Origin of the sequence: Flexithrix dorotheae DSM 6795 (assembly GCF_000379765.1) — a bacterium.
In the GTDB taxonomy this organism is placed as follows: Bacteria; Bacteroidota; Bacteroidia; order Cytophagales; family Flammeovirgaceae; genus Flexithrix; species Flexithrix dorotheae.
Map to the genome: position 1 here is coordinate 89,387 of NZ_KB903437.1, position 25,684 is coordinate 115,070.

At 32.3% G+C, this 25,684-nt stretch carries 20 protein-coding genes; 9 read left to right on the forward strand and 11 right to left on the reverse strand.

All coding sequences use genetic code 11. The features are described from left to right. Positions 1–78: 78 nt before the first annotated feature. The 9 genes from A3EM_RS0111965 to A3EM_RS0112010 all read right to left on the reverse strand — a co-directional run bounded on the left by A3EM_RS0111965 (position 79) and on the right by A3EM_RS0112010 (position 14,342). Complete coding sequence (locus tag A3EM_RS0111965) at positions 79–1,899, reverse strand: tetratricopeptide repeat protein (protein WP_157637855.1); 1,821 nt, start codon at positions 1,897–1,899, stop codon at positions 79–81. Positions 1,900–2,277: 378 nt separating this feature from the next. Further along, a complete protein-coding gene (locus A3EM_RS45770; protein WP_169513352.1) occupies positions 2,278–4,374 on the reverse strand; it encodes an Ig-like domain-containing protein in 2,097 nt (698 codons plus the stop codon). 222 nt (positions 4,375–4,596) lie between these two features. Continuing rightward, a complete protein-coding gene (gene mnmG, locus A3EM_RS0111975) occupies positions 4,597–6,462 on the reverse strand; it encodes a tRNA uridine-5-carboxymethylaminomethyl(34) synthesis enzyme MnmG (protein ID WP_020528454.1) in 1,866 nt (621 codons plus the stop codon). A gap of 414 nt (positions 6,463–6,876) precedes the next feature. Continuing rightward, positions 6,877–7,290 carry an rRNA maturation RNase YbeY gene (gene ybeY / locus A3EM_RS0111985; protein ID WP_026210250.1) on the reverse strand — a complete coding sequence of 138 codons (414 nt, stop codon included), beginning with the start codon at positions 7,288–7,290 and terminating at the stop codon, positions 6,877–6,879. Between the two features lie 17 nt (positions 7,291–7,307). Then, a complete protein-coding gene (locus A3EM_RS0111990) occupies positions 7,308–7,715 on the reverse strand; it encodes an ATP-binding protein (RefSeq protein ID WP_026210251.1) in 408 nt (135 codons plus the stop codon). A 19-nt stretch (positions 7,716–7,734) separates the two neighbouring features. Beyond that, positions 7,735–11,103, reverse strand: coding sequence for a DUF4175 family protein (locus A3EM_RS0111995; RefSeq protein ID WP_020528458.1), 3,369 nt, complete (start codon positions 11,101–11,103; stop codon positions 7,735–7,737). A 78-nt stretch (positions 11,104–11,181) separates the two neighbouring features. Further along, entirely contained in the window at positions 11,182–12,960 is a 1,779-nt protein-coding gene (locus A3EM_RS0112000) for an ABC transporter substrate-binding protein (RefSeq protein ID WP_044238223.1), read from the reverse strand. Positions 12,961–13,221: 261 nt separating this feature from the next. Continuing rightward, positions 13,222–13,986 (reverse strand): exodeoxyribonuclease III, encoded by a 765-nt coding sequence (locus tag A3EM_RS0112005; RefSeq protein WP_020528460.1) that lies wholly within the window; start codon positions 13,984–13,986, stop codon positions 13,222–13,224. Further along, positions 13,983–14,342 (reverse strand): hypothetical protein, encoded by a 360-nt coding sequence (locus A3EM_RS0112010; protein ID WP_020528461.1) that lies wholly within the window; start codon positions 14,340–14,342, stop codon positions 13,983–13,985. Before A3EM_RS0112010 ends, A3EM_RS0112005 begins: the two co-directional genes overlap by 4 nt. 131 nt (positions 14,343–14,473) lie before the next feature. Here A3EM_RS0112010 and A3EM_RS0112015 point away from each other — a divergent pair, with 131 nt between their 5' ends. The 9 genes from A3EM_RS0112015 to A3EM_RS0112055 all read left to right on the forward strand — a co-directional run bounded on the left by A3EM_RS0112015 (position 14,474) and on the right by A3EM_RS0112055 (position 22,500). Next, positions 14,474–15,151, forward strand: coding sequence for a ComF family protein (locus tag A3EM_RS0112015; RefSeq protein ID WP_020528462.1), 678 nt, complete (start codon positions 14,474–14,476; stop codon positions 15,149–15,151). A 126-nt stretch (positions 15,152–15,277) separates the two neighbouring features. Next, entirely contained in the window at positions 15,278–15,805 is a 528-nt protein-coding gene (locus A3EM_RS0112020; RefSeq protein ID WP_157637851.1) for a hypothetical protein, read from the forward strand. A gap of 179 nt (positions 15,806–15,984) precedes the next feature. Further along, positions 15,985–17,463 (forward strand): DUF5687 family protein, encoded by a 1,479-nt coding sequence (locus tag A3EM_RS0112025; RefSeq protein WP_020528464.1) that lies wholly within the window; start codon positions 15,985–15,987, stop codon positions 17,461–17,463. Between the two features lie 43 nt (positions 17,464–17,506). Then, on the forward strand, positions 17,507–18,202 hold the full coding sequence (locus A3EM_RS0112030; protein ID WP_020528465.1) for an ABC transporter ATP-binding protein: 696 nt from the start codon (positions 17,507–17,509) through the stop codon (positions 18,200–18,202). 33 nt (positions 18,203–18,235) lie between these two features. Further along, entirely contained in the window at positions 18,236–18,955 is a 720-nt protein-coding gene (locus A3EM_RS0112035) for a hypothetical protein (RefSeq protein WP_020528466.1), read from the forward strand. Positions 18,956–19,001: 46 nt separating this feature from the next. After that, positions 19,002–19,814 carry a hypothetical protein gene (locus A3EM_RS0112040; protein ID WP_020528467.1) on the forward strand — a complete coding sequence of 271 codons (813 nt, stop codon included), beginning with the start codon at positions 19,002–19,004 and terminating at the stop codon, positions 19,812–19,814. Between the two features lie 23 nt (positions 19,815–19,837). Then, a complete protein-coding gene (locus A3EM_RS0112045) occupies positions 19,838–20,554 on the forward strand; it encodes a class I SAM-dependent methyltransferase (RefSeq protein ID WP_020528468.1) in 717 nt (238 codons plus the stop codon). 76 nt (positions 20,555–20,630) lie between these two features. After that, complete coding sequence (locus A3EM_RS0112050) at positions 20,631–21,833, forward strand: hypothetical protein (protein WP_157637852.1); 1,203 nt, start codon at positions 20,631–20,633, stop codon at positions 21,831–21,833. Between the two features lie 67 nt (positions 21,834–21,900). Further along, entirely contained in the window at positions 21,901–22,500 is a 600-nt protein-coding gene (locus A3EM_RS0112055; RefSeq protein WP_020528470.1) for a hypothetical protein, read from the forward strand. A gap of 106 nt (positions 22,501–22,606) precedes the next feature. Here the strand turns inward: A3EM_RS0112055 and A3EM_RS0112065 are convergent, their stop codons facing one another. Together A3EM_RS0112065 and A3EM_RS0112070 are read right to left on the reverse strand one after the other, a co-directional pair. Continuing rightward, positions 22,607–24,130: a S10 family peptidase gene (locus A3EM_RS0112065; protein WP_020528472.1), complete on the reverse strand. Its 1,524-nt coding sequence runs from the start codon at positions 24,128–24,130 to the stop codon at positions 22,607–22,609. A 22-nt stretch (positions 24,131–24,152) separates the two neighbouring features. Continuing rightward, positions 24,153–25,496 carry an MFS transporter gene (locus tag A3EM_RS0112070; protein WP_020528473.1) on the reverse strand — a complete coding sequence of 448 codons (1,344 nt, stop codon included), beginning with the start codon at positions 25,494–25,496 and terminating at the stop codon, positions 24,153–24,155. Positions 25,497–25,684 lie beyond the last annotated feature (188 nt).

The window sequence follows — 25,684 nt, forward strand, 5'->3', positions numbered from 1 at the left end:
CCTTAAAATGGAAAACTAATATAAATTCAGTATGAATTGTTGAATTGTCAAATTCGTGAATATTTTCACCAAGGTTTATCAATTGAGATTATCACCCCTCAATTTTCGGAATCTTTTTCTTGCCTCCACATTATAAATGCTTCCGGGGTAATCGGTTAATTGCTTTCTATAATATTCCATTGCTAAATCCTGGTTTTTCAGGTTTTCCTCATAAATTTTTCCAATCGTAAAATTGGCATCATCGGCAAGAATATCATTTTTATTATGTTTTAAAATCAGCTCCAAGTTTTCAATTGCTTCATCAAACCTTCCTAGTTTGATGAGAATTTCTGCTTTTTCCCACCAGATTTCATCAGTTAGGGAATGATTTTCAAAATTTTTAAGCATAAGATCATATTCAACTAAAGCTTTTTCAAACTGGCTCTGAAAAACCAATAATTCTATCTCTGCAAATTTTGTCATTGCGAGGGAAGATGTATCTAAATCCAAATTATCCTGAATTAAAAGAGATAAATCCATTGCATCATTTGCGATTTCCCTGGAAGTAGCGAGTTTTAGTACATCCAAATGTGCTTTTGCTAGTTCAAACTCACCTTTGTAAAAAGATAATTTTGCATTTTTAAGTTTAGCAATATGTCCAAGGTTTTTATCTTTTTCGGCCTTTTCCACCTGAGAATACAATAAAGAAGCTTCCCACGGTTCATTTTTTAAAAGATAAATATCACCCAAATCCAACTTTGCCTGAGAAATGAGTGAGGGATTCATGCCGGTGGTTCGAATTAAATGTTCCAGAATTTGAATAGCTGAATCCTTATTATTCAGGTAAAATGCTTCTAAAAGCGCCAGGCTTCTAACCGCATCTGCTGTATTTTTTCTAATCCCCAACTCTCTTATAATATCTTCATAATCCTTCACTAAAGATTTAATTTCATTTAAATCCACAGGGTAGGTATTCTTCACCAATTCCTCTTTTGAATTTATCAACAATCTACGGGAAATAGAATAAACTGGTTTGTCATTGTATTTATCAACTAAAAACTGGAAGATTCTAATAGCATCTTTATATGAATCATTATTTAAAGCAAGCCTCCCAATTTCCAAAATTTTAAACCCTTCCAATTTTTGTCTTTTGTCAATGGCCCTAGCCTGAATGAAAGCCTTGTAAAACTCATTTTTTTGCAGAAAATACCAAATCAGGATTTCATTATAGACAGTTTTATCCGGATTTTTCTGAACATAACTTACCAACACATTTTCCAGTTTTTCAAAATCATCCTCATCTGTAATCCTATCTTGCAACATTCCCTGAACATAATCTACTTGATTTTCATCTAAACTTAACAGATCCATATATTGAGCAACCATTAATTCCTTTTTGCCCCATACAAAATATAAATCTGCCAATTCTCCTGTAAAATCATTCTTATCATTTTTTTGTCCTAAGATGTAAGCTTTCTCTGCGAACTCAAATTGCTCTGCATTAATAAAATAAACCGCAGCATATCTTAACAAATCATTTTCCTTTTTTATCCTATTAAGATATGAATCAAAATGCTCTACGGCCTTATTATTATCACCTGAAGAAATCAGAAATGTACCATAATCCACATTATACTCTGCATTGTCAGGATATAACTTTAAAATTCTTTTCAGGTATTTTTCAAGCGATTTCTGTTCTCCTGATTTCAATAATGCATCAAAATAATTTTTATGAATCTTTTCTATATTCTCATCTTTTCTGGCAAGTTTTTCATATAACTCAATAGCCTTTTCCATTTCATTATTCGAATAATATTCATCCGCAAGAGAAATAGTATTATCCTGGGCAAATAGAATAGTGCTCGAAAAAAATATTACCAGAAATAATAAGTTTTTGTAAAAAGACTCGTTAAAAACCATAATGTAAGATTTTAGATGATTTATGTAACTTAACAACATTCTAATTAATAAATGATAGACTTTTTTAAAACCTTTTTTTTCTATCATTATTATAGTGTGAATATGTGAATATGTTGAGTTGTTGATGATTACTCTAAGTTATTCACAATTTATTTTTTTGTAACTAGCTGTTTTTAAATATTTTAAATAGTTTATTCACACTGAAATATCAAATTGTGAATAAGTTTTCTTTCAATACCAACGTTCATAACCTGTTAACTTAAAATTAAAAAACTGTGAGTTGTTCACAATTTTGAAATATTTCCTTACAAATGTGAGTTAATGTTGAAAAATGTGAATAAGTCAGGTCTTATTTTCATGACTTATTCACATTTGAAATTATTCTTCCAAGTTTTCCTGTGAATATGTTGGTAACTGTTCTTCTGTATCAATAGTCTCGTCTAAAATTTCCCAGTTGGGTTTTATATTGATAGTACCTTCTTCTCTAAAATAAACATCCTCGTGGGGAATTCGTTCTTTGAAACTTCCTTTTTCCCAAATTCCATTGTTATTATTATCAACAAGAATTCTTAATATTTTCTCTCCTGGTTCTACAAATTCAAATTTAAAATTCCTGGCATTATATAGTTCTTGTTCTAATTGGTAATCTTTTGACAAGATTTGGATGAAAAAACTTTCTTTGTCGGTAATTACATTTCCACCCAATACACCATAGTCTTCTTCCTTTTTAACTTTATAGTTAATAACTATTTTATCTAGGGTATCATTTTCTACTGAGATGAATACAGTTGAATCAATAAATATGCTTTGTCTTGAGTTGACGATAAATGAATCTATTGTAAAAAAAGTATTATTATGATTACTACTAATGTGATTGGGCAATGGTAAAGTATCAGTTACTTGGGCATCATAGTAGACCGTGTCTATGTTATAATTTGTAGTATCATAAGTTAGAATTTCGTAAGACGAAGTATCATTAATTAATTCAAGATATTTTATGCCTTTAATATAATTAATGGATTTTGGGCTGTCAAATAATTTAGTTTTGTATTTAAAATATTGATTATCAATTACATATGAATCATTAAATCTAATTTCAATACTATCTATTATCCCTTGAGTGATACCAATATATTCTTGCTCCACATCAATTTTTTTCGGAATTAGGTATGTACTATCAAGGGGAAATTGTATTGTATCTGCCTCTACAAGTAAATAGGAAGAATCTAATTCGAATAATGTTGTATCTCTTAATTCCAATAAGGCTATTTGATCAATTTTTGATTTTATTGGAGGTTTGTTGAGTTTTATTTCAATGTTCACGTACTCATCTTTTTTCATTTTTGTGCCATTTGCCGGAGAAATTGAAATTGAAAAGGGTTGAGGATCTGATTTACGTCTATTGGCAAATTTTATTTTCATGGTATCAGTGACCTCGTTTTCCAATAAATCAATGGCCGTAACAATTAATGAAATAGAATCATCCTCCACTACTGTATTTGTAATAGTTTCGGTTGGCTGAGTATCATTATTATTTTTTTTACCTTTTTTCTTTTTCTCTTTGGGCTGTCTAGAAGGTTTTGAATTAGAGGTTATACTTTCTATTTCAGGTGCAGTGTACTGATATAATCTAATTAGGTTATTGTCTATTCCGTGGTAAATAGAATCAGTTTCACCATCAAGAAACTGTAATTTGTAATCTTTGAGTGGTTTACTATATTCTATTTCCACATATTGTGCTTTGGAATTAGCTCTTTTGAATTCTAAATCAATATTGTCATACTCTGCTACCTTTATATTCAGTTCGGTAATATTAGAGTCTAGCACTATATTTTCTGCGAGGAAACCAATTTTTTCTTCGGGTTTTGTATAAGAATAGTTATTATCCTCTTCGGATAGCGCGTAAATTACATATTCTCCTACTTTTATATTTTCCAACTCGTAGAATCCAAATTCATCAGTTTTGGTAAGATAATAGGGATCTTGTACATTTAAAGTATCTTCTAATCTGAATAACATTACCGCTCCATCTTCTACCGGGTTTCCTGTCATTAATTCTCTGATGTTTCCACTTATGCTCAAAGAATCAATAAAATCCCCGGTACTAAAGGCTACTTTTGAATTTGTGGCAATATTTTTTTCTGTTGCATCAACAACTGCATCCCTTAGGTTTATGGTATAGGTTGTATTTTCTTCGAATGGTTCTTCAAATTCAATAATTACCCTGTTTTTTTTCACCTTGGATGAAAATTTATTGTCTGAATAGGGAGTGACTAATAATTGTTTGAAGATATTGTCCAACTGAATTGGTTCATTGTATTCAAACTGAATAACTTTTCCTTTATAGTTTAAGCTACTATTTAAAGGAACCGTATTTAATAATTCTGGAGGGTCCTGATCTCTTGGGCCACCTGGAGGAGACTGAACACTTGCACATTTTTGTAAAATAAAAGCCAAAGAAATTAGGCTGCACACTTTAATTAAAGTCTTTATCATTTGGTAGTAAAAAAATCTTTTAAAAATTTAAAGAAGGTTGAATCAGTTTACAGATGAAATCTAAACTAAAAATAGGAGAAAATGTATTTTGAATAGATATTAAAAACTCTAGATACAAAAATGATATCTAGAGTCTGTTTTATTTTTATTACAACAATCCAAGTTGAGTAGATTAAGCATGAAATATTTTAGTTCCCAAACTTATTTTTCAAGATAAACCATCAATATTGAGATATCAGCTGGGCTAACTCCACTAATTCTGGAAGCTTGACCAATAGTTTTTGGTTTTATTTTATTCAATTTTTCTCTAGCCTCATTGGACATGGCTTTTATGTCATTATAGTTGAGCTTCTCATTAATATTTAAGTTTTCAAGGTTATTAAGTTTCAAGGCGATTTTTTGTTCTTTTTCAATATAATTTTCATACTTTAAAAGAATTTCCACCTGTTCGCTCACAGATTTATCAAACTTACTTAATTGCTTACCTATTTTATCTGAAACTGGTTTAATATGGTCGATACCAATATTCGGCCTTTTTAAAAGCTGCGCTATTTTAACTTTTTGTGAGATTTCAGAAGAATTTTGAGCAGCTAATTGCTTATTGGCTTCTTCTGGACTTACACTTTGTTTTTTTACAAAATTGAGCAGTTCTCCTATGCTTTCTTTTTTGGCTAGCATTTGATTGTAACTTTTCTCATTTGCAAGTCCCATTTTGTATCCTAATTCTGTTAACCGAATATCAGCATTATCTTGTCTCAATAAAATTCTATATTCGGCCCTTGAAGTGAACATTCGGTAGGGCTCTTCAGTACCTTTATTGATGAGATCATCAATAAGCACACCTATATAAGCTTCAGATCTTTTGAGTATAAAATCACTTTTTTCAAAAACTTTATTAAATGCATTAATACCAGCCATTAGTCCCTGGCATGCAGCTTCCTCGTATCCGGTTGTTCCATTTATTTGCCCAGCAAAAAACAGGTTTTCAATTAATTTTGTTTCAAGAGTTAATTTTAATTGTGTTGGTGGAAAGTAGTCATATTCAATGGCATATCCCGGCCTGAACATTTTAGCATTCTCAAAACCCGGTATTTTTTTTAATGCTTCATATTGAACACTATCAGGAAGTGAAGTTGAAAATCCATTAACATAAATTTCAATGGTATCCCAACCTTCTGGCTCAACAAATATTTGATGTCTGTTTCTTTCTGCAAATCTGTTTATTTTGTCTTCAATGGAAGGACAATATCGGGGTCCCAGGCCCTGAATTCTTCCATTAAACATTGGAGATTTATCAAACCCTTTTTTTAATGTATCATGTACATCATCATTTGTATAGGTAATGAAACAACTTCTTTGCTTTTGAAGTGGTTTAGTTTCTTCTGAATAGGAAAACTTTTCAGGATTCTCATCTCCAGCTTGTTCGTCCATTGCTTCATAATTAATGCTTCGGCCATCTACCCTGGGAGGAGTACCTGTTTTCATTCGCCCAGATTCGAAACCTAATTCAATTAATTGTTCGGTAAGTCCCTTTGCTGATTTCTCCCCTGCCCTTCCTCCGCCAAAGTTTTTTTCTCCGATATGGATCAACCCATTCAGAAATGTGCCATTGGTGAGTACTACTGATTTTGAATAAAATTCTATTCCAATACCAGTTTTTACCCCAGTTACCTTTTTATCTTTCACTATCAGGTTGGTAACCATGTCCTGCCAAAAGTCTACATTAGGATTATTTTCCAAAACAAGCCTCCATTCTTCTGCAAATCTCATTCTGTCGTTTTGGGATCTTGGGCTCCACATTGCAGGCCCTTTTGATCTGTTTAGCATCCGGAATTGGATCATTGATTTATCTGTAACAATTCCGCTCATTCCTCCAAGTGCATCGATTTCTCTTACAATCTGCCCTTTTGCTACACCACCCATTGCAGGATTACAACTCATCTGACCAATTTTGTTCATATCCATTGTAATGAGCAAAACTTTGGCTCCCATCTTTCCTGCTGCATATGCTGCTTCACAGCCAGCATGGCCTCCTCCTACCACAATCACATCATAACTTGTGTACATATTTAGATTTATATTTTAAGTATTGTTCCACGTGGAACATTTTATATTCAGATTTGAAAAGCAAATTTAAATATATTATTCCAATATCTTAGCTAAACTAATTGCCTGTTAAGCAGTTTAATAACTTTTAACATGGATAATTGTATTTTGATTTCCTTAATAGAAAAATCGAAAGATAAATTATGTGAAAAAATCAATGAAAGTGGAATTTACCAAAATATTTGACTGGCAAAGAAAAGAATATATCAGGTTTAAATAAGGTATAAAACTTTAAGAATAGCAATAGCATAAATTGATTTCAATGCTACTATTTATTCATAGCTCCATTGGTAGAAATCAATTTTAATGTTCAATCAAAAAATAAAAAAGGGTTATTCAAAAAATAATTAAATGATAAAATATACGAGATATGGTTTAAAAGGTGAATTTGGATAACCATAAATCTTCTTGATTTTTCATTTCCTTTTCTTCGGAGGGAGATTTGTCTTTAAACCCAATCAAATGGAGAACTCCATGGATTAATACTCTATTTAGTTCATGGCTAAATGAAACATTGAATTTCTTAGAGTTTTCTTTTACCCTTTCAATACTAATAAAAATATCAGCTGTTATTTTTTTATCGGATTCAGAATTGTCGAAGGTTATAATATCAGTATAAGTATCATGGTGGAGAAACTCCATGTTTAATTTATACAAATATTCATCTGAGCAAAAAATATAATTTATTTCCTCAATTTGGAATCCAGCACTTAACGGACAAGAAGCTATCCATTTGGAAATGTTTTTTGAGTTTTCTAATTCAAAGTCTACGTCCTCACAAAAAAAAATATATTATTCATGAAAAATTAAGTGTTTACATAGAAAATCATTTTGATCTCCTTTCCATTGGAATTGAACTTTACTTCATCAGCTAAATGCCTGATGAGAAAAATACCCCTTCCTCCAGGGTTATCTAAATTTTCGGGGGCTGTTGGATCAGGTAGTTGTTTATGATTAAAACCCTTCCCTTCGTCCTTTATTACAAAGCTGATATTAGAATCATCTACCGAAAGAGATAAATGAACATTCTTGTTTTTATCATTTTTGTTTCCATGGACAATGGCATTGTTGACTGATTCTGTTACGGCAATCATTATATTGCCATATATATCGTCATTAAACTTAAACGTTTCCTTCGCATTATCAATGAAACTCTCAACAATCCTTATGTTATCAATCATAGAAGGGATTTTGAGCTTTAATGACTTATTCATCTTCTTAATCTTTAACTACTTAATTTTTTATTTTCTTAAAATATTCGTTTACCTGCTTCTTATAATACTGGTTAAGAGATGTCGGTATTGTTTTTAATAACTCTATTTGCATTTCCTTCATCTTTAAATAATCTGAAAAGTCTGAAGGAGGATTTTTATCCTTTTGTTCAGCTGTTTTGGCCTCTCTCTTATTATCTAATTCCCTTTCTTTCTCAGCTTTTTCCGATTCCAGTAATCTGGTTAATATTTCTGCTTGTCTTTCCAGAAGTTCATTAGTAACCTTTTTGTTTACCAAATCCTCCTCTGTTTTTTCCATTTTTTCAAGGAGTTCTTTATAACCCCCATCACCATCTTTTCCTCCTTCTTTCCCATCACTTCCTTCAGTCCCTTCTCCTTCTTTCTCTCCCTGTTTACCCTCCTGCTTCCCTCCTTCCTTTCCAGGCTGACCTTTACCCATCCCTTGTTTCATCGCATTTCGGATCATTTCCTGTTCTGCTGCTAACTTTGCTAATTCTTCAGAAAGTTGCTTGCCCGATTTACCGCTTTTTTTAAGGTTCTCAATCCTTTGATTTAACTGTTTTTGTAAATCGCTTAATTTCGGGCTTCCCCCCTGTTTTTCCGACATCTGCTGCCCACTCATACTCTGGCTCATTTGCTGTTGCATTTGTTTCAGAATATCATTCAGCAAAAGAGCTAAATTATTTATTGAAGTCATAGTAAATTGCTGTTTACTTGCAGCAATTTCAGGAGTTCTTTTCTTTATAGCATCTAAACTTTCATTCATATACCGATTCATTTCGGTCACTTCCCTGGTTACGAATGATTCAATTTGGAATACCCTTTTCGAAAGAGCCACTAAACTATCCTCAATAATTTTAGCATCATCTTTAATTTTTAGTTGTTCCTGTCCAAGTTTAATAAATTTTGGATCAATTCTTTTTATTTTTTGAAATTCTAACATTAAATCTTCCTGATTGAAGGATAATGTAATGAGATTTTCCAAAATTTTTCTCAGATCGTCATAATTTTCATTCAATTGCTGCATTTGCATTGATTGTTGCATTTGCTGCATTTGCTGGGCCATTTTTTGCATTTTCTCAGAATTTTTTTGCTGAGAATCAGAGGCCTTTTTCTTTTTGTTTTGTTCTAAATTTTCCTGAATATTTTTTTGTTCCTGCTCAATTGATTGTTCCTGCTTCTCAAAATTTTCAAGATTTTTTTGATTTTCTAAACTTTCATTGATTTCATTTAGTTCATCAAGTTCTTTTTTTACATCATCAAACTTTTCGTTGAGTTCTTCCTGTTCTTTTTGGATCTCGTCCAAATCAGATTTTTTTGAATCTTCCGTTTCTTCTGCCAGTTTCTCCTGTTCTTTTGCCAACTCTTCTAATTCTTTAATAATTTCCTCAGCCTTCGAATCAAATTTAAGTTTTTTAAATAATTCAAGTGCTCTTTCCAGTTCTTTTTCTAAAGATTCTTCTTTAACTTCAATATCCTTTAACAGGTCTTGTAGGTCCTGATTAATATAATTTTGTTCAAGTAACTCATTTAATTGATCGTACAACTTCTTAGTTTCCTCATCTAGTAGTTCATCCATTAGTTTTTGGAGTTGCTCGGCCTTTTGAGCAAGTTCTTCATTTCTAGGATTAAACTTTTCATTTTTCTGATTAAGCTGCTGATTTAATTCCTGTAGTTTTTGAACTTCCTTTTTTATTTGCTCATTTTTCTCTACAAGTTTTTCTATATTTTTTTTATCCTGCCATTCGAGTTTCTTTTTCCCCTTTAATTTATTTTGCAGGTCCTTTAAATCTTTTTTTAAATCCTTTGATTGTTCTAATGCATTTTCAATTTGATTTTCAGTAGATTCTGAATCCTTAGAAATGGCCTCCTTAAATTCCTTCTTAGATGGAAATTTGAAGGAATAAAGAGAACTTTTGGTTCTTTTTCTTCCATTTACACCATCATTATCCCAAACTTCCACATAATATTCAAGTTGATTCCCCTGGTTAATATTTAAGTCTTTTAGATCCAGTTTATAAAAAAAACTTTGGTTAATTACTACAGGATTAAAATTGATGCTTATTGATTTATATTGAGTATCGTTATTTGTTCGGGTCAGATTATTATCTTTTATTTTATACTTTAAATTTAAAGCTGTAATTCCATAATCATCACCAATATTTCCACCTAGCAACAGAAAATCAAACATTACTGTATCTTCCAATGGCCGCATATTAATGGTTGGAAATTCATCTGGAATTACATTAAGATAAAATTCGATTACATCTTTGTTTTTACTGTACTTATTTTCTAATAAAACCTGGTAAGTCTCTGATTCTGAGATAGTTTTATTAAATTTAAACGAATTATCGGTTTGAAATCCGGCTTCAAGGAAACCTTCTTCTTTTTGAAATTTCAGGTTTAATTTATTGGTTTCCAGGGTTTTAAATTGCCACTCTACTTCTGTCCCTTCTGGAATAATAAGGTTACCGGTATTGTCAATTCTTTCTCCTTTCTTTTTGATGTAATCAGGATAATTTAAATAAACACTAAAGTCTCTTAAGCTCGGCCGGGTAAATACCTGTAAATGGTAATCAGAAGACTTAAACCCCGAAGCTTCAAAATGGAAATTAACTTCTTTTTGAATTTTTTTAAAAAGCAATGAAAAAGAGCCATCTTCCTCTTTAATCATTTTAAGTTTCCTGCCATCATCCGTAATTAATTGAACCGCCTCTGGGATGGCACTACCCTCTATATTCAGTTGAAGGTTAAAGTTTTCGTTTTTGAAAGTTGATAGTTCCTCATTAACTACATTAAAGTTAAAGGGAGCTTTTAATTCAAATTTTTGATTGTAATTAATAATTCTTGGGGTGCTTTCCAGGAAAAACTTTGGTTCAAAAATCAGGGTAAATAAGATTACAACAATTGGGATGGCAAGTAGCTTAAAATACTTCCTATTGTTGGACAGGTCTACTGCTTTGCTAAATTCATAATTCTGAATGGAATTTTTCCTTTGAGCTAAACTTGCCTGGATGAGATCAGTATTTCCCTTATTTTGCTCAAGTTGCAATGCATTAAGTAATTTGTCTTTAATCTGAGGAAAATAATTACCTATTTGAATTGCAGCTTCAGAATCAGTAATCTGTTTATTTTTATTAATTAATTTATATAATGGAATGAAAATCCAAAAATAAAATGAAGTAAACACAACAAGGATAAAAATATAGAAGAGAATGGCCCTAGGAATAGAACCGAAATTCCCTAAAAACTCCAGGATGTTTACAAAGTAGAAACAAGAAAGAAAAATTGTAAAAGCAGAAATACTACCTTTTAAGATTAAATTAAGGTAGTATTTCTTTTTATATTGATTGAGATTTTCATTAAGCATAGTCTAAAAAATATTTTCCCACTAACCTGTAACAACTAAAATACTATTTTAAGTTTAGATTAGGAATAATAATTTATCTCAATTGATATTATTTGCTGCCAGGTCTTTTTCTGTATTCTTTGGAGTTAAATAAACATCTGTAAAATCTCTAAACTGCATGGGGTTATTTGGGAAGTTTTTAACGTAAGATTGCACAAGTCTGTAACCTTCATCATACCAAAGAATTAAAACAGGAGCATCCCTTAACATAATTTCCTCTGCTTTCCTGAAATTTGCCAGTGCCTCCTCTTCAGAAAGTGAATTAATGGCCTTTTCATAATAAGTATCAAACTGCTCATTTTTATATCTGATAAAATTAGGATAAGAGTTGGCATTGGGTTCAGTAGGAAGGTTTGCCCCATAAAACATCCAAAGAAAGTTTTCCGGACTTGGGTAATCAGCCACCCAGGCTAATCTTAGAAAATCGAAATTACCTGACATACTTTTTTCAGTGATTTGTGCCAGAGGAGCAATATTAATTTCAATATCAATATTTAAGTGATCTTTTAATTGCTTTTGCAATTCAACAGCAACGTTAGTGTATCTTTCACCTTCTGTATTTAGATCAAGTGTCAGTATTGGAAAGTTTTTTCCATTAGGATATCCAGCCTTTTTTAAATAATATTTGGCTGAATCTAAATTTAGATCGTAACCATTGAACTTAGAAATATCATAATTATTAAAAGAAGGTGGTGTAAATCCAAATTCCCCTATTCCATAGCCTTCTCCATTTAATATATAATCTAGAATTTTTTCCCTATCTACCGCAAAATTGAAAGCTTTTCGGATATTTAAATTGCCAAAAACTTCACTTTGATTATTAAAGGCCAGGAATTGCGTAGAAATTTCAGGTTCTCTTTGTAGCTCGTATTGACTGAATCCTGTATTATCATCTGAAATGGTTTCATCCAAAATCTCGATAATGTGGTCAGTGGGAAGTCTGTACATCATATCAAGATTTCCTTTTTTGAATTCTAACAACTCCATTTTTTTATCCTTAATAAATTGGATACTAATAGCCTCCATATATGGAAGTTGATTTCCTGAATCATCTTTTTTATAATAATTCTTATTCTTTTTCAAAAGAATGGAAATATCCTCATCAATTAAATCTATTTGGAATGGACCTGTACCTACACATTTTGTCCTCATTTCAATGCCATATTTTTCATAAGCCTCTTTAGGATAAATAAATGCACCTGGTCTAGCAAGATTATAAAGAAAAATAGAATTAGGCTTTATTAGTTCAATTTTAAAGCTGTATTTGTCAATTATTTTAATACCTTCAATATCAAAGTTTGGAGTTGCTCCTCCTTTAGTAGCAGCATAGTATTCACTTGCTCCTTTTACAATTCCATCAAATAAATTGAAACTTTGATTCTTTCTATCCTCAGTACAAAGTTTTGTAAAACAATACCTTATATCTTCTGAAGTCAATTCTCGTCCTTTATTATTTTCAAAGCATTCATCATCATGAAAAAATATCCCTTTTCTTAACTTAAATGTATACTCAGTTTTTTCGGGATTTACTTCGTAAGAGTCAATCAGACAGGTTTTTACATCCGTAATATCTTCTGGATTGAATTTAAAAAGTCCCTCATAAATTTGGGATGCCACACGGTAGGAATAAACATCGATAATACTTAGGGGAAATAGATTTTTTATATACTCAGACTCATTTAATCTAAATACACCACCATAATATTTATCACCTTTTGTTTTTGTTAGATTATAAATATTATTCTCAGGTGCATTATTAGTTTGACAAGAATATATCCCTATTGAAAGTATTGACAAAATAAATAGAATTTGTTTCATTACTTTTTCCAAATAGTTAATGTTTTACAGTATTATTAAAAGAATGCCTGTTTCAGGTCATTATTAATAACTAACATCTGGTGGTAATATTTGGAAATGAACTTATAAAATCTATTAAGGAGGAATATTTTTGAAATTAAAAAAATGAAATCTCCCTTTTTTAGATTTTAAAATCAAGGGAGATTTAGATAATATTGATAAATCAGGTTTTTCTTTCAAGAAAGAAATATTTAAAATATCTGTTCAAGGTGTTGGGTTGTTCTAAAATTCGATTTCCAAACTTAGAGGGCAGTGATCTGAGTGAATGACTTCAGCTAAAATTTTGCTATCTTTTAAATTTGTTACTACCGGTTCACTTACCATAAAGTAATCAATTCTCCAGCCCAGATTTCTTTTTCTTGCTCTAGCTCTATAACTCCACCAGGTATAATTATGAGGAGATTCATCAAAATGTCTGAATGCATCCACAAAACCGGAATTAATAAATTTGCTAACCCAAGCCCTTTCTTCTGGAAGAAAACCTGAAGATTTTTTATTACTCACAGGGTTGTGTATATCAATTTCCTTATGACAAATATTGAAATCTCCACAAATTATGAGTTTATGCCTCTCCTTCTTTAAGTTCTCAATAAAGCTAAAAAAATCATCAAGCCATTCATATTTAAAGTTTTGTCTTACATCCCCAGTTGTCCCGGATGGCATATATGTATTAATTAGGGTAATATCACCAAAGTCCAACCTTAGCAATCTTCCCTCGATATCATATTTTTCCATATCCATACCATAAACCACATTTGTAGGCTCAACCTTAGTTAAGATAGCTACTCCGCTGTAACCCTTTTTCTCTGCTGGGAACCAATAGATGTGGTAACCGAGATCCTCAAAAATTGATTTATCAATTTGGTCCAGGTGAGCTTTCATTTCCTGAAAACAAATAACATCAGGAGCTTCTTCTTCCATCCATTCTAAAAGCCCTTTTTTAAGGGCGGCTCTAATCCCATTTATATTATAGCTGATTATTTTCATAGTTTTATTTCCGTTTTGAAATATTCAATTATATGCATTTTAAGTAGCTTTTCCTGGGATAGTAAATCGAAAAAAGGTAATTTTTTTTGGAGAACCCAATGTGGCCAGCCATCTTTATCCACACCATCTAATGTATAGTATCCACTTAAACTGAGGACCTTACAAATGGCAATATGAATTAAATTTTGTTTTTCCTCTTTTGAAAAGTTATCTGGGCCTTTACCTAATTCCTGTACTCCAATTAAAAACAAAACTGAATTTAAATCCGGATTGGTGGATTTTCCAAAGGCAAGTTTTATTTTCCTGACTAAAATTTCCCACTCTGTTTCCAGATCTGGTATTTGCTTCAAGATCATAATAATAAATATTTATTTAAAGGATTTATAGAAGAAAGAAATAAGTAGCTGAATTAAATTCCAAATAAAATCCTGAATTTCGATAATGATATTTAAATCCGTAGGTTAACAGATAAACAAATATATTCAAAATGTTTTCTGATTTCTTAAATCTCATATTTCCTTCTTACTGCCTGGCTTGTCATAAGGCCCTTGTTAAAAATGAAGATTTTATTTGTACTTACTGCAGGTTTGAACTACCGAAAACTGAATATCATCTAATTAATGACAATCAACTATCGAAAAAATTTTATGGTAAGGTAAACATAGAAAATAGTTGGGCCTATCTTAAATATGCCAAGGAAGGAAAAGTCCAGAAAATAATACATGAATTGAAATATCAGGGAAAAAGTGAAATAGGTGAAATTTTAGGAAAGTGGTATGGATTTGAAATAAAATCAAGTAAAAGGAAATATGATTTTGATTTGATCATTCCCATTCCCTTGCATGTAAAAAAATTAAAGAAGCGAGGATATAATCAAACCGATGGTTTTGCAAAAGGCTTATCAGAATCACTGATTGTACCATGGGATAGGAGTTCATTTATTAGAAATATACCAAACAGAACTCAAACCAAAAAAGATAAATATGAAAGATGGCTAAACGTTAAGGATATTTTCCTGGTAAAAAATCCCTCAAAGATAAAGAATAAGCACATTTTATTAGTGGATGACGTGATTACTACGGGTTCAACTATTGAAGCAGGTGCATATAAACTTTTGGAAGCAGGATGTAGAAAAGTGAGTGTAGCTGCGATTGCTACAGCTTAAATTTAAAGATTAAGGTTTGATAACATTCTGAAATTGAAATGATTTTGTCCGGATATCGTTAGGGAATTAAGCCAACAAATAGCAATTAAGCTTAAATATCCAATCAACCAGAAAAAATAAATTGCTATGAATAAAATAAAGAAAGTTATCACATTATTTGTTCTGATAGGATGTAGTCATTTTATGTATGGACAAACAGCTAGTACTGAAACAACAAATGACCCTTTGTCAAAACCAGAAATTTGGTCAAAACTGGAAGAGAACCCATATTCTGATGACCTTTGGTCAAAGTATTTTGGGATGGATTTATTCACCCTTTCAAAGGAAGACTACATTAATTATAATACCTGGAAAGCAAAGCTTGTAGCGGTGAAAAATGCTAAAAATGAAGAGAGAGAACTGGAATTGATGAAGAAAAGAGAAGAGTATATTGCTAAAAGGTACAATAGAAAACTAAATGAATCCGATTTTGAGGAATTATCTCAAAATGTACATAAGAATTTTGATATAATTGAGCAGTATTTTTCAGAGCAATATGAATTGTATGGTGAAAAATACAAAACTTATGAGGAAACACACCCAGATAAAAAATACAATAAAATGAAGTGGGTGGAAGAAAATGAGGAAGCCTTAATAAATTTCCAATTGAATTAATTTAATAAAAAGCTTTCGCTTTTAAAGGAGTTTCTGGTTACAGGGACTCCTTTTTTGTTTGAATCTGTTCAATTCGAAAATTACCTATCTCCGATAATTAAATTTTTTTGTAATAATTAAAAAGCTTTGAATACAAACAGGATTGTGTTATCCAAATTATTCACTCCAAAAAGTGTTCAATGATAAGCCAATTTATTTTTCATAAATGGAAGGAAACTAAAAGGTCAACCTTTTGGCAGAAAAACCTGACTATTAATATTATCCTGGGATTTTTTATTTTTTACTTCCTGCTCAATTTCCTTGTTCTAGGTATTTTTATAGATAAGGTGCTGGAGAAAATGTTCCCGGATCAAAATCCGGTTGATGTGTTCAACGGGTTTATTCTCTATTATGCAATGGTGGATCTTTTCATGCGATTTCAATTGCAGGAGTTACCGGTGATGACCATTCAACCTTATCTGCATTTGCCCATCAAAAGATCAAAAATAATTAATTATCTGTTGGGAAAATCTATTTTCAATCTGCTCAATTTTTTCCCCTGGCTCATTTTTGTGCCTTTTTGCATAAAAGTTTTAATTCCCCAATATGGTGAATTTTACGCTTTAGTCTGGCTTTTTACTTTGATTTTTCTGGGATTTGCCAATAATTATCTGATCATTTATATAAAGCGGCAAATGACTAAAAAACTGAGCTATGTAGTTTTTCTGATTTTGGGAATTGCCACAGTCACTTTGCTGGATTATTTTGAAATCATTTCTCTTTCTGAGGTTTCAACAATTATGTTCAATTATGCTTTAACCAGCCCAATTCCTCTATTGATAGTATTGGCATTATTGAGTTTATTTTATTATCTGAATTATCAGTTTATACTCGATCATACCTATCTGGATGAAATAGGAACAAAGAAAAATAAGGAGGTTGGTAATATAGCAGGGCAGCAATATTTTGACAGATTTGGGGAAATTGGGCAATTTATTCTGTTGGATATTAAACTGATTCTCAGAAATAAAAGACCAAGAACTATTGCCTGGATGACTGTATTTTTCTTGTTTTATGGACTGATATTTTATCCACAGGATATCTATATCGAAGGATATTACATGTTGCTTTTTGTAGGAACTTTCATTACCGGAATGTTTATTTTCAATTATGGTCAGTTCATATTGGGTTGGGAAAGCAATTATTTTGATGGTATCCTGACTAACAACATTGATCCTAATAAATATTTTCAGGCGAAGTTCTGGTTGTTGATTCCCGTGTCTTGTCTGTCCTTTATTTTTAGTTTGCCCTATGTGTTTTTTGGATGGAAAGTAATTGCCATTAATCTGGCGATGTTTTTATTCAATATTGGGATAAATGTATTTGTAGTATTATACTTTTCCACTTACAACAATAAAGCAATAGAACTTTCCAAAGGCGGAGCGATGAACTGGCAAGGTGTGGGAATTACCCAGTTTATTTTAATCATTCCCTGCCTGATTTTACCCATGATTTTATTTCTGCCATTTGATTTGATGGATATTCCTTACTACGGTTTGGCTGTAATAGGCATTATTGGTTTAATAAGTAGCTTTTTTTACAAATTCTGGATAGGTATCATAGCCAAAAGGTTTGTGGCTGAAAAATATAAAATAGCCTCTGGTTTTCGCCAGAAATAAATTTCCAAGATAAAATAATCTCAATTCAATAAAACTGATCAACATGATTTCGGTAAAAGATTTATCAAAAAAATATAATGGCATTTTGGCTGTAAATATACCTTCATTGGAAATTCAGCAAGGAGAAAGTTTTGGACTTGTAGGAAATAATGGGGCTGGAAAAACCACCTTTTTCCGAATGATTCTGGACCTGATCAGACCTTCTTCGGGGGAAATTTTAATTAAAGAGGAAGTAGTGAAAGGCAATAACAACTGGAAAAAGTTTACCGGTTCCTATTTGGATGAAGGTTTTCTGATTGATTTTTTGTCACCAGACGAATATTTTGAATTTATAGGAAATCTCCATAAGCTCAATAAAGCAGAAGTAGAAGAACGCCTCAGTAAATTCGAAGATTTATTCAATGGGGAAATCAGAGGATCGAATAAGTTTATCCGGGATTTATCGAAAGGAAACCAGAAAAAAGTGGGCATAGCGGCAGCCATGTTAATTCAACCGGAAATTTTAATTCTGGATGAGCCATTTGCCAATCTGGACCCTACTACCCAAATCAGGTTGAAAAATCAGATGAAAAGTTTTAAGGAAGAAAATAATTGTACGCTTTTAGTTTCCAGCCACGATCTCAATCATGTTACGGAAGTATGCGAACGCATAGTCGTGTTGGAAAAAGGCAATGTAATTCAGGATAAAATAAGAAGCGAAACCACTCTGAAAGAACTAGAGGAGTATTTTGCGGTGTAGGTTTGAGATAACTTAGAAAAATGATTCAAAAGAATGGATTGGAAAGGTCGCTTATCTTTTTGCTCAGTTTGTATAAATGGAGAAAAAGATTTTGAAAAAGGTCATGTCTGTTCCATTGGAATGAATATGAACTTTAATGAGGAATGCCCCGAATTTAATCTTGATCAAAAAAAAAGGGATGAAAAAACCAGGAAGATTAAGGAAAAAATTGAAGGGGTTTATAATTTAGTTCGCTTTGCTGACACACTAGAAGAAAAACCGAAGAGATTATCTTATTTAGTATCAAATGAAGATAGAAACAAAAAACAAAAGATAGATTTTTCTGGAGTAAAGTTTGAAGAATCAAAACTAAATAAAACTGGAAATTTTATAGTCGGAGTAATAGTGTTAGGCATTTCATTTTCCATGAGTTTTCAATGGGTTCAAGAAAGTAATTTTGGTTTTCTCGAAGCTATTCCATTTGTGATTTTCAATTTATTTTTACTTTTTGCTGCTATATTTCTCCTAAAAAAATCATTTAACAAGAATGTTATCTTTGAAATGAATAAATATGGGGTTTGTATAAATGGTGAGCAAATTAAATGGAATCGAATAGTATATGTTTATATAGCTGAATATGAAAATTATACTGAGTTTAAATTTAATTTAAATTTGGGTGAGAAGGTTTCTTTAAGTCTTAATGATTTAGTAATCACCCCAGAACGATTAGGCTTTCTAATCTATTCCTATCTAAAAGAATTCAAGAAAAATTGAAAACATCTCTAAATCAACTCTTTAAACCCCACCCAGAAAACTACTAATGAGAAAAGGTTTTATCATTTATATTACTGCTTTTCTGCTAATTTCATGTAGACAGAAAAAAACAGAATTAATTCTAATTGGCACTGTTCACTCTCCAGTGGAAAACTTCAATTCTGATAGCTTATACAACATACTTTTGAGCATTAAGCCCGATCTGATTCTTTATGAAGTGGATTCCTCATTTTTTACTCCTGAATTCAAATTCAAAAAGGAAATGAGTAGTAATGAGTATTTGGCAACCACCAAATACATAGAGAAATTTAAGATTCCAATCCGTCCTTATGATTTTACCGGAAGAAATGAATATCGAAAAAATATTGGCTCAAGACCGACTGATAGCAAAGCTTTGGGTCTATTGGATAGTTTATATTGGTCAAACAGTTTAAATCAGGAATCAAAAAATACTTATAAAGAATACCTTGTGGTGGACAGTTGTTTAAATGCTTTGGCCTATTTGGGACCAGTAAATTTCAACCAACTTTCCACTGATAGTTTAGCCCAACTTAGGCAATCTTTCCAGTATGATAAACTAATGAAAGTGATGAATACCACCCCGGTTTTCTCAGAAAAATATGCCATTAAACCTGATGGAGATAGTATTAGCTATAATGATGGTTTTTCGAAAGCAGCTGAGTTTTGGCATATGAGAAATCAGGCAATGGGAAAACACATTCGGCAATTTATTAGCCTAAATCCCGGAAAAAGAATAGTAGTATTAAATGGATTTTTCCACAGGTATTATTTAAGATCGGAATTAGTCCCCTATCAGGAAGAACTATCATTTGTAATTAGGGATTTTTACGATTACTAAAACTTTCCACTAAAACCCATCCAATGATGAGTAAAGCAAAAATCCTTTCAGCCTATGAAGAAATGGCAGAAAGCTACAATAATTTGATCGATCATAAACCGCATAACGCCTATTATGATCGTCCGAATACATTAAGTTTATTGCCTGATGTGAAGGACAAGTCCGTATTGGATGCGGCTTGTGGTCCCGGGAAATATGCAGAAATACTCTTGGCACAAGGAGCAAAAGTTACAGGTTTTGATCTTAGTACAAAAATGATTGCCCTGGCACAACAGCGAAATAAAAACCAAGGAGATTTTTTTGTGCATGATTTGGCAAAACCTTTTGAAAATTTGAAGGATGCTTCCTTTAATATAGTCCTTTGTGCTTTGGCTATGCATTATTTGCAGGACTGGACTTCTACGATCAAAGAATTTTACAGGGTTTTGAAGCCTTATGGAGTTTTAGTAATTTCCATTGAGCATCCTTTTTTTGAGTATAACTACTTTAATTCTACCCAATATTTTGAAGTAGAACCGGTGAAATGTACCTGGAATGGCTTTGGAAAACCTGTGGAAGTGAACAGCTACCGAAGATCATTAGGGGATTGTATTTCCCCTTTAACCCAAAATGGTTTTTATATTGATGAATTGTTAGAACCCAAACCTGTTTCTGAATTTGAAAAACTGGACCCCAAACATTTCAGAGAACTCAATGAGTTTCCAGCTTTTATGTGTATTCGGGCAGTGAGGAAGGGTTAATCAATAATAAATGAGGATGATTTTTAAATTATTGAATTCTGCTCCACTTCTTATTATTATTTACTTTTTATTGGGAATGAATATTAGATTATATTATTCTCCAGCTATAAAAGAAGGAATTAATACTGATTTATTTGAGCAGCTTCAATATTTAAGATCCCGAAGGGAACATGGTGCAGCAAAAGAAATGCAGCAATTATTTCCAGAAGGACTTTTGTTTTTCGAATGTTTATATGGTTTGGCCTGGGCTGATTTTATATCACATATGGACCGTAATTCAGAAATTTCAAAACAAGGAAAAGTTGAAATTGAGAAATGTTTGAAGAATATTAATTCTCCTTCCTCAATGGAAATCTTCCAGGAAGATTTGAAATTGAAAAATGGTGCATTTTTTTCCGGTTGGAGTAATTATTTATTAGGGAGAAAACTGGAAATTTCAGAAGAATCGGAAAGATCAATTGCAGAAATAAATAAATTCAAAACAAATTGTATTAAAATTTCTGAGTCCTTAAAAAACTCTGAAACACCATATCTGGAAAGTTATACACATAATTGTTGGCCGGCAGATGTAATTATCTGTGTAGCCTCTTTGGCCTTACACGACAGGGTTTTTGAGAAAAAGTACGACAGATTAATTGAAAATTGGATTGAAAAAGTAAAAAATAGACTTGATATTCATGGATTAATACCCCATTCTGTAAATTATAAAAGTGGAATACCACTGGAAAATGCAAGAGGAGAATCCCAAAGTTTAATTTTATCTTTTTTGCCAGAAATAGATTCTGCCTTTTCCAAACTTCAGTATTTAAGGTTTAAAGGATTATTTGTGGAGAAAAGATTGGGATTAAATGCAATTAGGGAATATCCAAAGGGTATTGAAGGGCAAGGAGATATAGATTCTGGGCCGGTTATTTGGGGAATTGGGACGGCAGCCACAATTGTTGCACAAAGAGCTGCGCAAAATAACGGGGATTTTACATTAGCAAATCAAATTCAAAATGGAATAGAAGCATTTGGATTTCCAAAGGTTAATGGGGAGGGAAAATTTTACTTAAATGGATATTTAGATATGGGTGATGTTTTTATCGCTTGGACTCGTTCTACAGAAATAAAGCAAAATAGTAAATCAAATTCATGGTGGCAGTTTTCCTTCCATTTTTGGTCCTTATTAATTATTTTACCTTTGTTTTACTTTCTATTTCAAATATGGAAAAATCCAAAAAAAAGAATTGGCAAACCTAATAATTTCCAACGATCTAATTTTCGGGATTCTGTTTAGAAAAAAATGTTAATTGACCCACTCTCAGCATTATTTTTTGAGTTTGGTTATATAAATACTTTAAGCTATGAAAAAAATTATCACATTATTATTTGTGATCGCAGTAACTCAATTTCCTATCTCCTGTGACCAATGTGGAAATGAAGAACCATTAGAAGGAAAAATATCGGATTTAAGGAATTCTATTGGAACTTTTGAAAATGGTAAATTTTTAAATGAGGAAAGTAATAATTTTGAAATTGCCGCTATTCAAATTCAAATCAGCGAAATGGAAATTTCCCAAAATATAATCATTCATGAAAATTTCAAAAATTCATTTCTAAATCAGGTTTATGCTTGTGATCCTCCCTTACCAGAACCAACTCAAAAGATAAATGAAATTGGGATTACTGCTTCCCAATCCATTTTTTCTGGGGGAATTGAATATAAAGCCGGAAGTAGTCTAAATGAATTATTCAAAGTATCCAACCATGGTAATTCTACAATAAATGAATTTATAGCGGATCAAAATGAAGACCATTGGTTATTTGGGTATACAGGAAGTGAAATGGTTTTGAGCTTAAAGGAAAAACCAGATAATTCAATTAATCAAAAACTGAAGATAAAATTTGAATTTTCCGGTTTGGAAACCATTGAAGTTGAAACAGAAGAATTCAGGGTAAATTAATGGGTTTTTCATCTCTTTTTATTGATAAAAAAAGGAACGATTATGTAATAATTACTTCTCAGGCTATAAAAAATAAAAAAATTGTTTATTAAAAAAACTTAATATTTCACTTCAAAACCTCCTGATAATAATCCAACACATCTTTTTGTAATTTTTCCAATGAAGGCTGGTGAATGTACATCATATGGCCGGCCTCATAGTAAGTCATTCTGATATTATTTTTTAAAGATTCGTTCAGAAACATATGATTTACGGTATAGTCAGTAGCAAAATAGGGTGTAGCCAAATCGTAATAACCATTGCAAATTAATACCTGTAAATCATGGTTGTGATGCATGGCCTGTCTCAAAGTTTCAGATACATTCAGGTATTCATTCTGCACATTGTCGTAATTCCAGGGTCTCACTCTTCCAGTAAGAATTTCATAAGGAAGTTCGGATTCAAATTTCAGGTTGTTTTTCAAGTGATGGTAGATAGCCATTGTATAAGGTCCGTATATGGTGGCATTATAACTTGGATCAAAATCAAAAGTTTCACCTGAATCGTCATAGTCCAGCCCTTCCATTCTCCCATCCAAACGACCGATGGTAATGCCTTCATCTCTTCTCAATTCTTTACAGAATCTCAGGATATTGATTCTCAAATTAGTCTGAAGAATATAGGTTTTACTTAAACCGGTATATTCTGCAAGCTTTTGGGCAATTTGGTTTTTCTCTTCTGAACGCAGCCTGTCCCCTTTCATGAGCGCAGTAGAATATTCATTAAGGGCAAATGTTTCTACTTCATTTAGAAGTAATTTCAAATCCGCATATTTACTATCCAATTGTTTGTGGTACCAGGCTAAAGCTGAATATGTAGGTAAAAATAAGGGATAAGGTAAATCATTTCCCCGATTGAAACGGGCAGTTTGGAAATTGGTAATGGCTGAAATAAGTACCAAACCATTCAGATACATGCCATATTGGTTTTGCAAATGCCCGGATAAACCTGCGGCTCTTGTAGTACCATAGCTTTCTCCAGCCAAAAATTTAGGAGAGCTCCATCTCCCAAATTTGGTAGTATATAAATGGATAAAAGCACCCACAGATTCGATATCTTCCTTATACCCTAAAAATTCTGTTTTGTCTACCCCTTCAGCAGGTCGGCTGTAGCCGGTTTCCACCGGATCAATAAAAACCAAATCGGTTTCTCCTAACCATGAATAAGGATTATCCTCTATTTTATAAGGAGGTTTTAAAGCTTCTCCTTTTTCAGTCATAAGTATTCTTTTGGGACCAAGGCCGCCCATGTGCAGCCAGACTGAAGCAGAACCAGGACCTCCATTAAAAGTAAATGTTACCGGGCGTTTGGAAAGGTCAACAGGCTTTTGTGCATCATCTAAAGTATAAGCTGTAAAAAATATTTTGGCTTTGGATTCACCAACTTCATTTCTCAATATTAAATGGCCACATGTAGCAGTGTAATTAATAGTTTTCCCATCTAAAAGTTTCAACTGGTGTTTGGTGATAGAAAGCTTTGGGTCCTCTTCTTTAATCAGTTTTTTATCATCTTTTTTTTGGGAAAAAACAGGACCAAAACTAATTGCTGAGTAGATTAAAAGAAAAGCAGAAAAATTAGCAAAGTGTTTCATAATTGTGTGTTGAAAAAATTTATCAAGGTGTGGTTTTAAGCAATTGTCTTTTCCCTTTAGGCAGTTTGGCAAGCATTAAAAAGATGAACCCAGCGAAGAAGAACATAATCATGGCAATCATGCTGTTCCTCATACTTCCAGTAATTTGCTCGATAATCCCGTAGGAGAAAGTGCCAATTACAATGGCTAGTTTTTCGGTAATATCATAAAAGCTAAAAAAGGAAGCGGTGTCTTTCGAATCTTTGGGAATCATTTTGGAATAAGTAGATCGGGACAATGCCTGAATCCCCCCCATCACAAAACCTAAAACAGCAGCTAGTCCGTAAAATTGAGATTCTTTTTGTAATAAATATCCTCCAACACAAATGAGCATCCATATAAAAACTGCAGTGCCAATGGCAAATTTATTTCCCCGATGATCGGAAATTTTGGCAAAAGAATACGCGCCCAAAACAGCCACAATTTGGAGTATAAGTACAACTGCAATCAGCTTTTCCCCTTCCATTCCAATTTCCTTTTCTCCAAATAATGGTGCAAGTAACATTACCGTTTGGACACCCATACTGTAAAAGAAAAATGAGGTGAGAAACTTTTGAGTATTCGGATTATCAGCAAGTGCAGCAATCACTTTCTTAATTTCTGAAAAACCTTTGGTGAGGATTTTGGAAGTGATTTTATTGCCTGTGGGGCGATCCTGTAGATAATGGAGTGCAATATGGGAAAAACCAAACCACCACAATCCGACCTGAAGGAAGGAAAGCCGGGTAGCAAAACCCTGTTCCAGCCCAAAGTTTTCATGAAATATGATGATCACCAAACTGGCCACCAATAAAATCACACTTCCAATATATCCCAAGGCAAAACCTTTGGCACTTACACCATCCATTTTATCCTGAGTAACAATTTCCGGTAAAAAGGCATTGTAAAAAACCAGCGCACCCGCATAGCCCACACTGGCGGTAATGGCACACAGAATGCCATATTCAATATTTGCCCCTGTAAAAAAGAACAGCCCAATGCAGCCCAACGATCCCAGATAAGAGAAAAATCGCATAAACCTGGTTTTCATTCCACTATAATCCGCAATACCGGATAAAATTGGCGAAAGGAAAACAATGATTAAAAAGGAAAAGGAAATGGCATAAGAATACAATACGGAGTTGACAATTTTGAACCCGAAAAAATCTACCACATCTCCGTTAAAAGCATCAGATGTTGCTGCACTGTAAAAAACCGGGAAAATAGCTGCGGTAATCGTAAGGTTATAAACAGAATTTGCCCAGTCGTAAGAACACCATGCATTGATGATTTTGGGATCATTTTTTTTCATGGCTCCCACTTCCTTTGTTTGATCAGATATTTCCAAGTTTTTATGATTTACACCTAAATGCTTTTTGAAAACATTCCCGGCATTATTGAATACAAAATTTTTAGAACCTGAAAATAGATGCTTTAATTTTGAAAAACAAAAAGGAGTAATGGAGAATGTTTTTATCGAAAAAGATTTTATAGAATAAATCCAAATTCCTTCTGGTCTTAGCAGGGTTTTTCTGT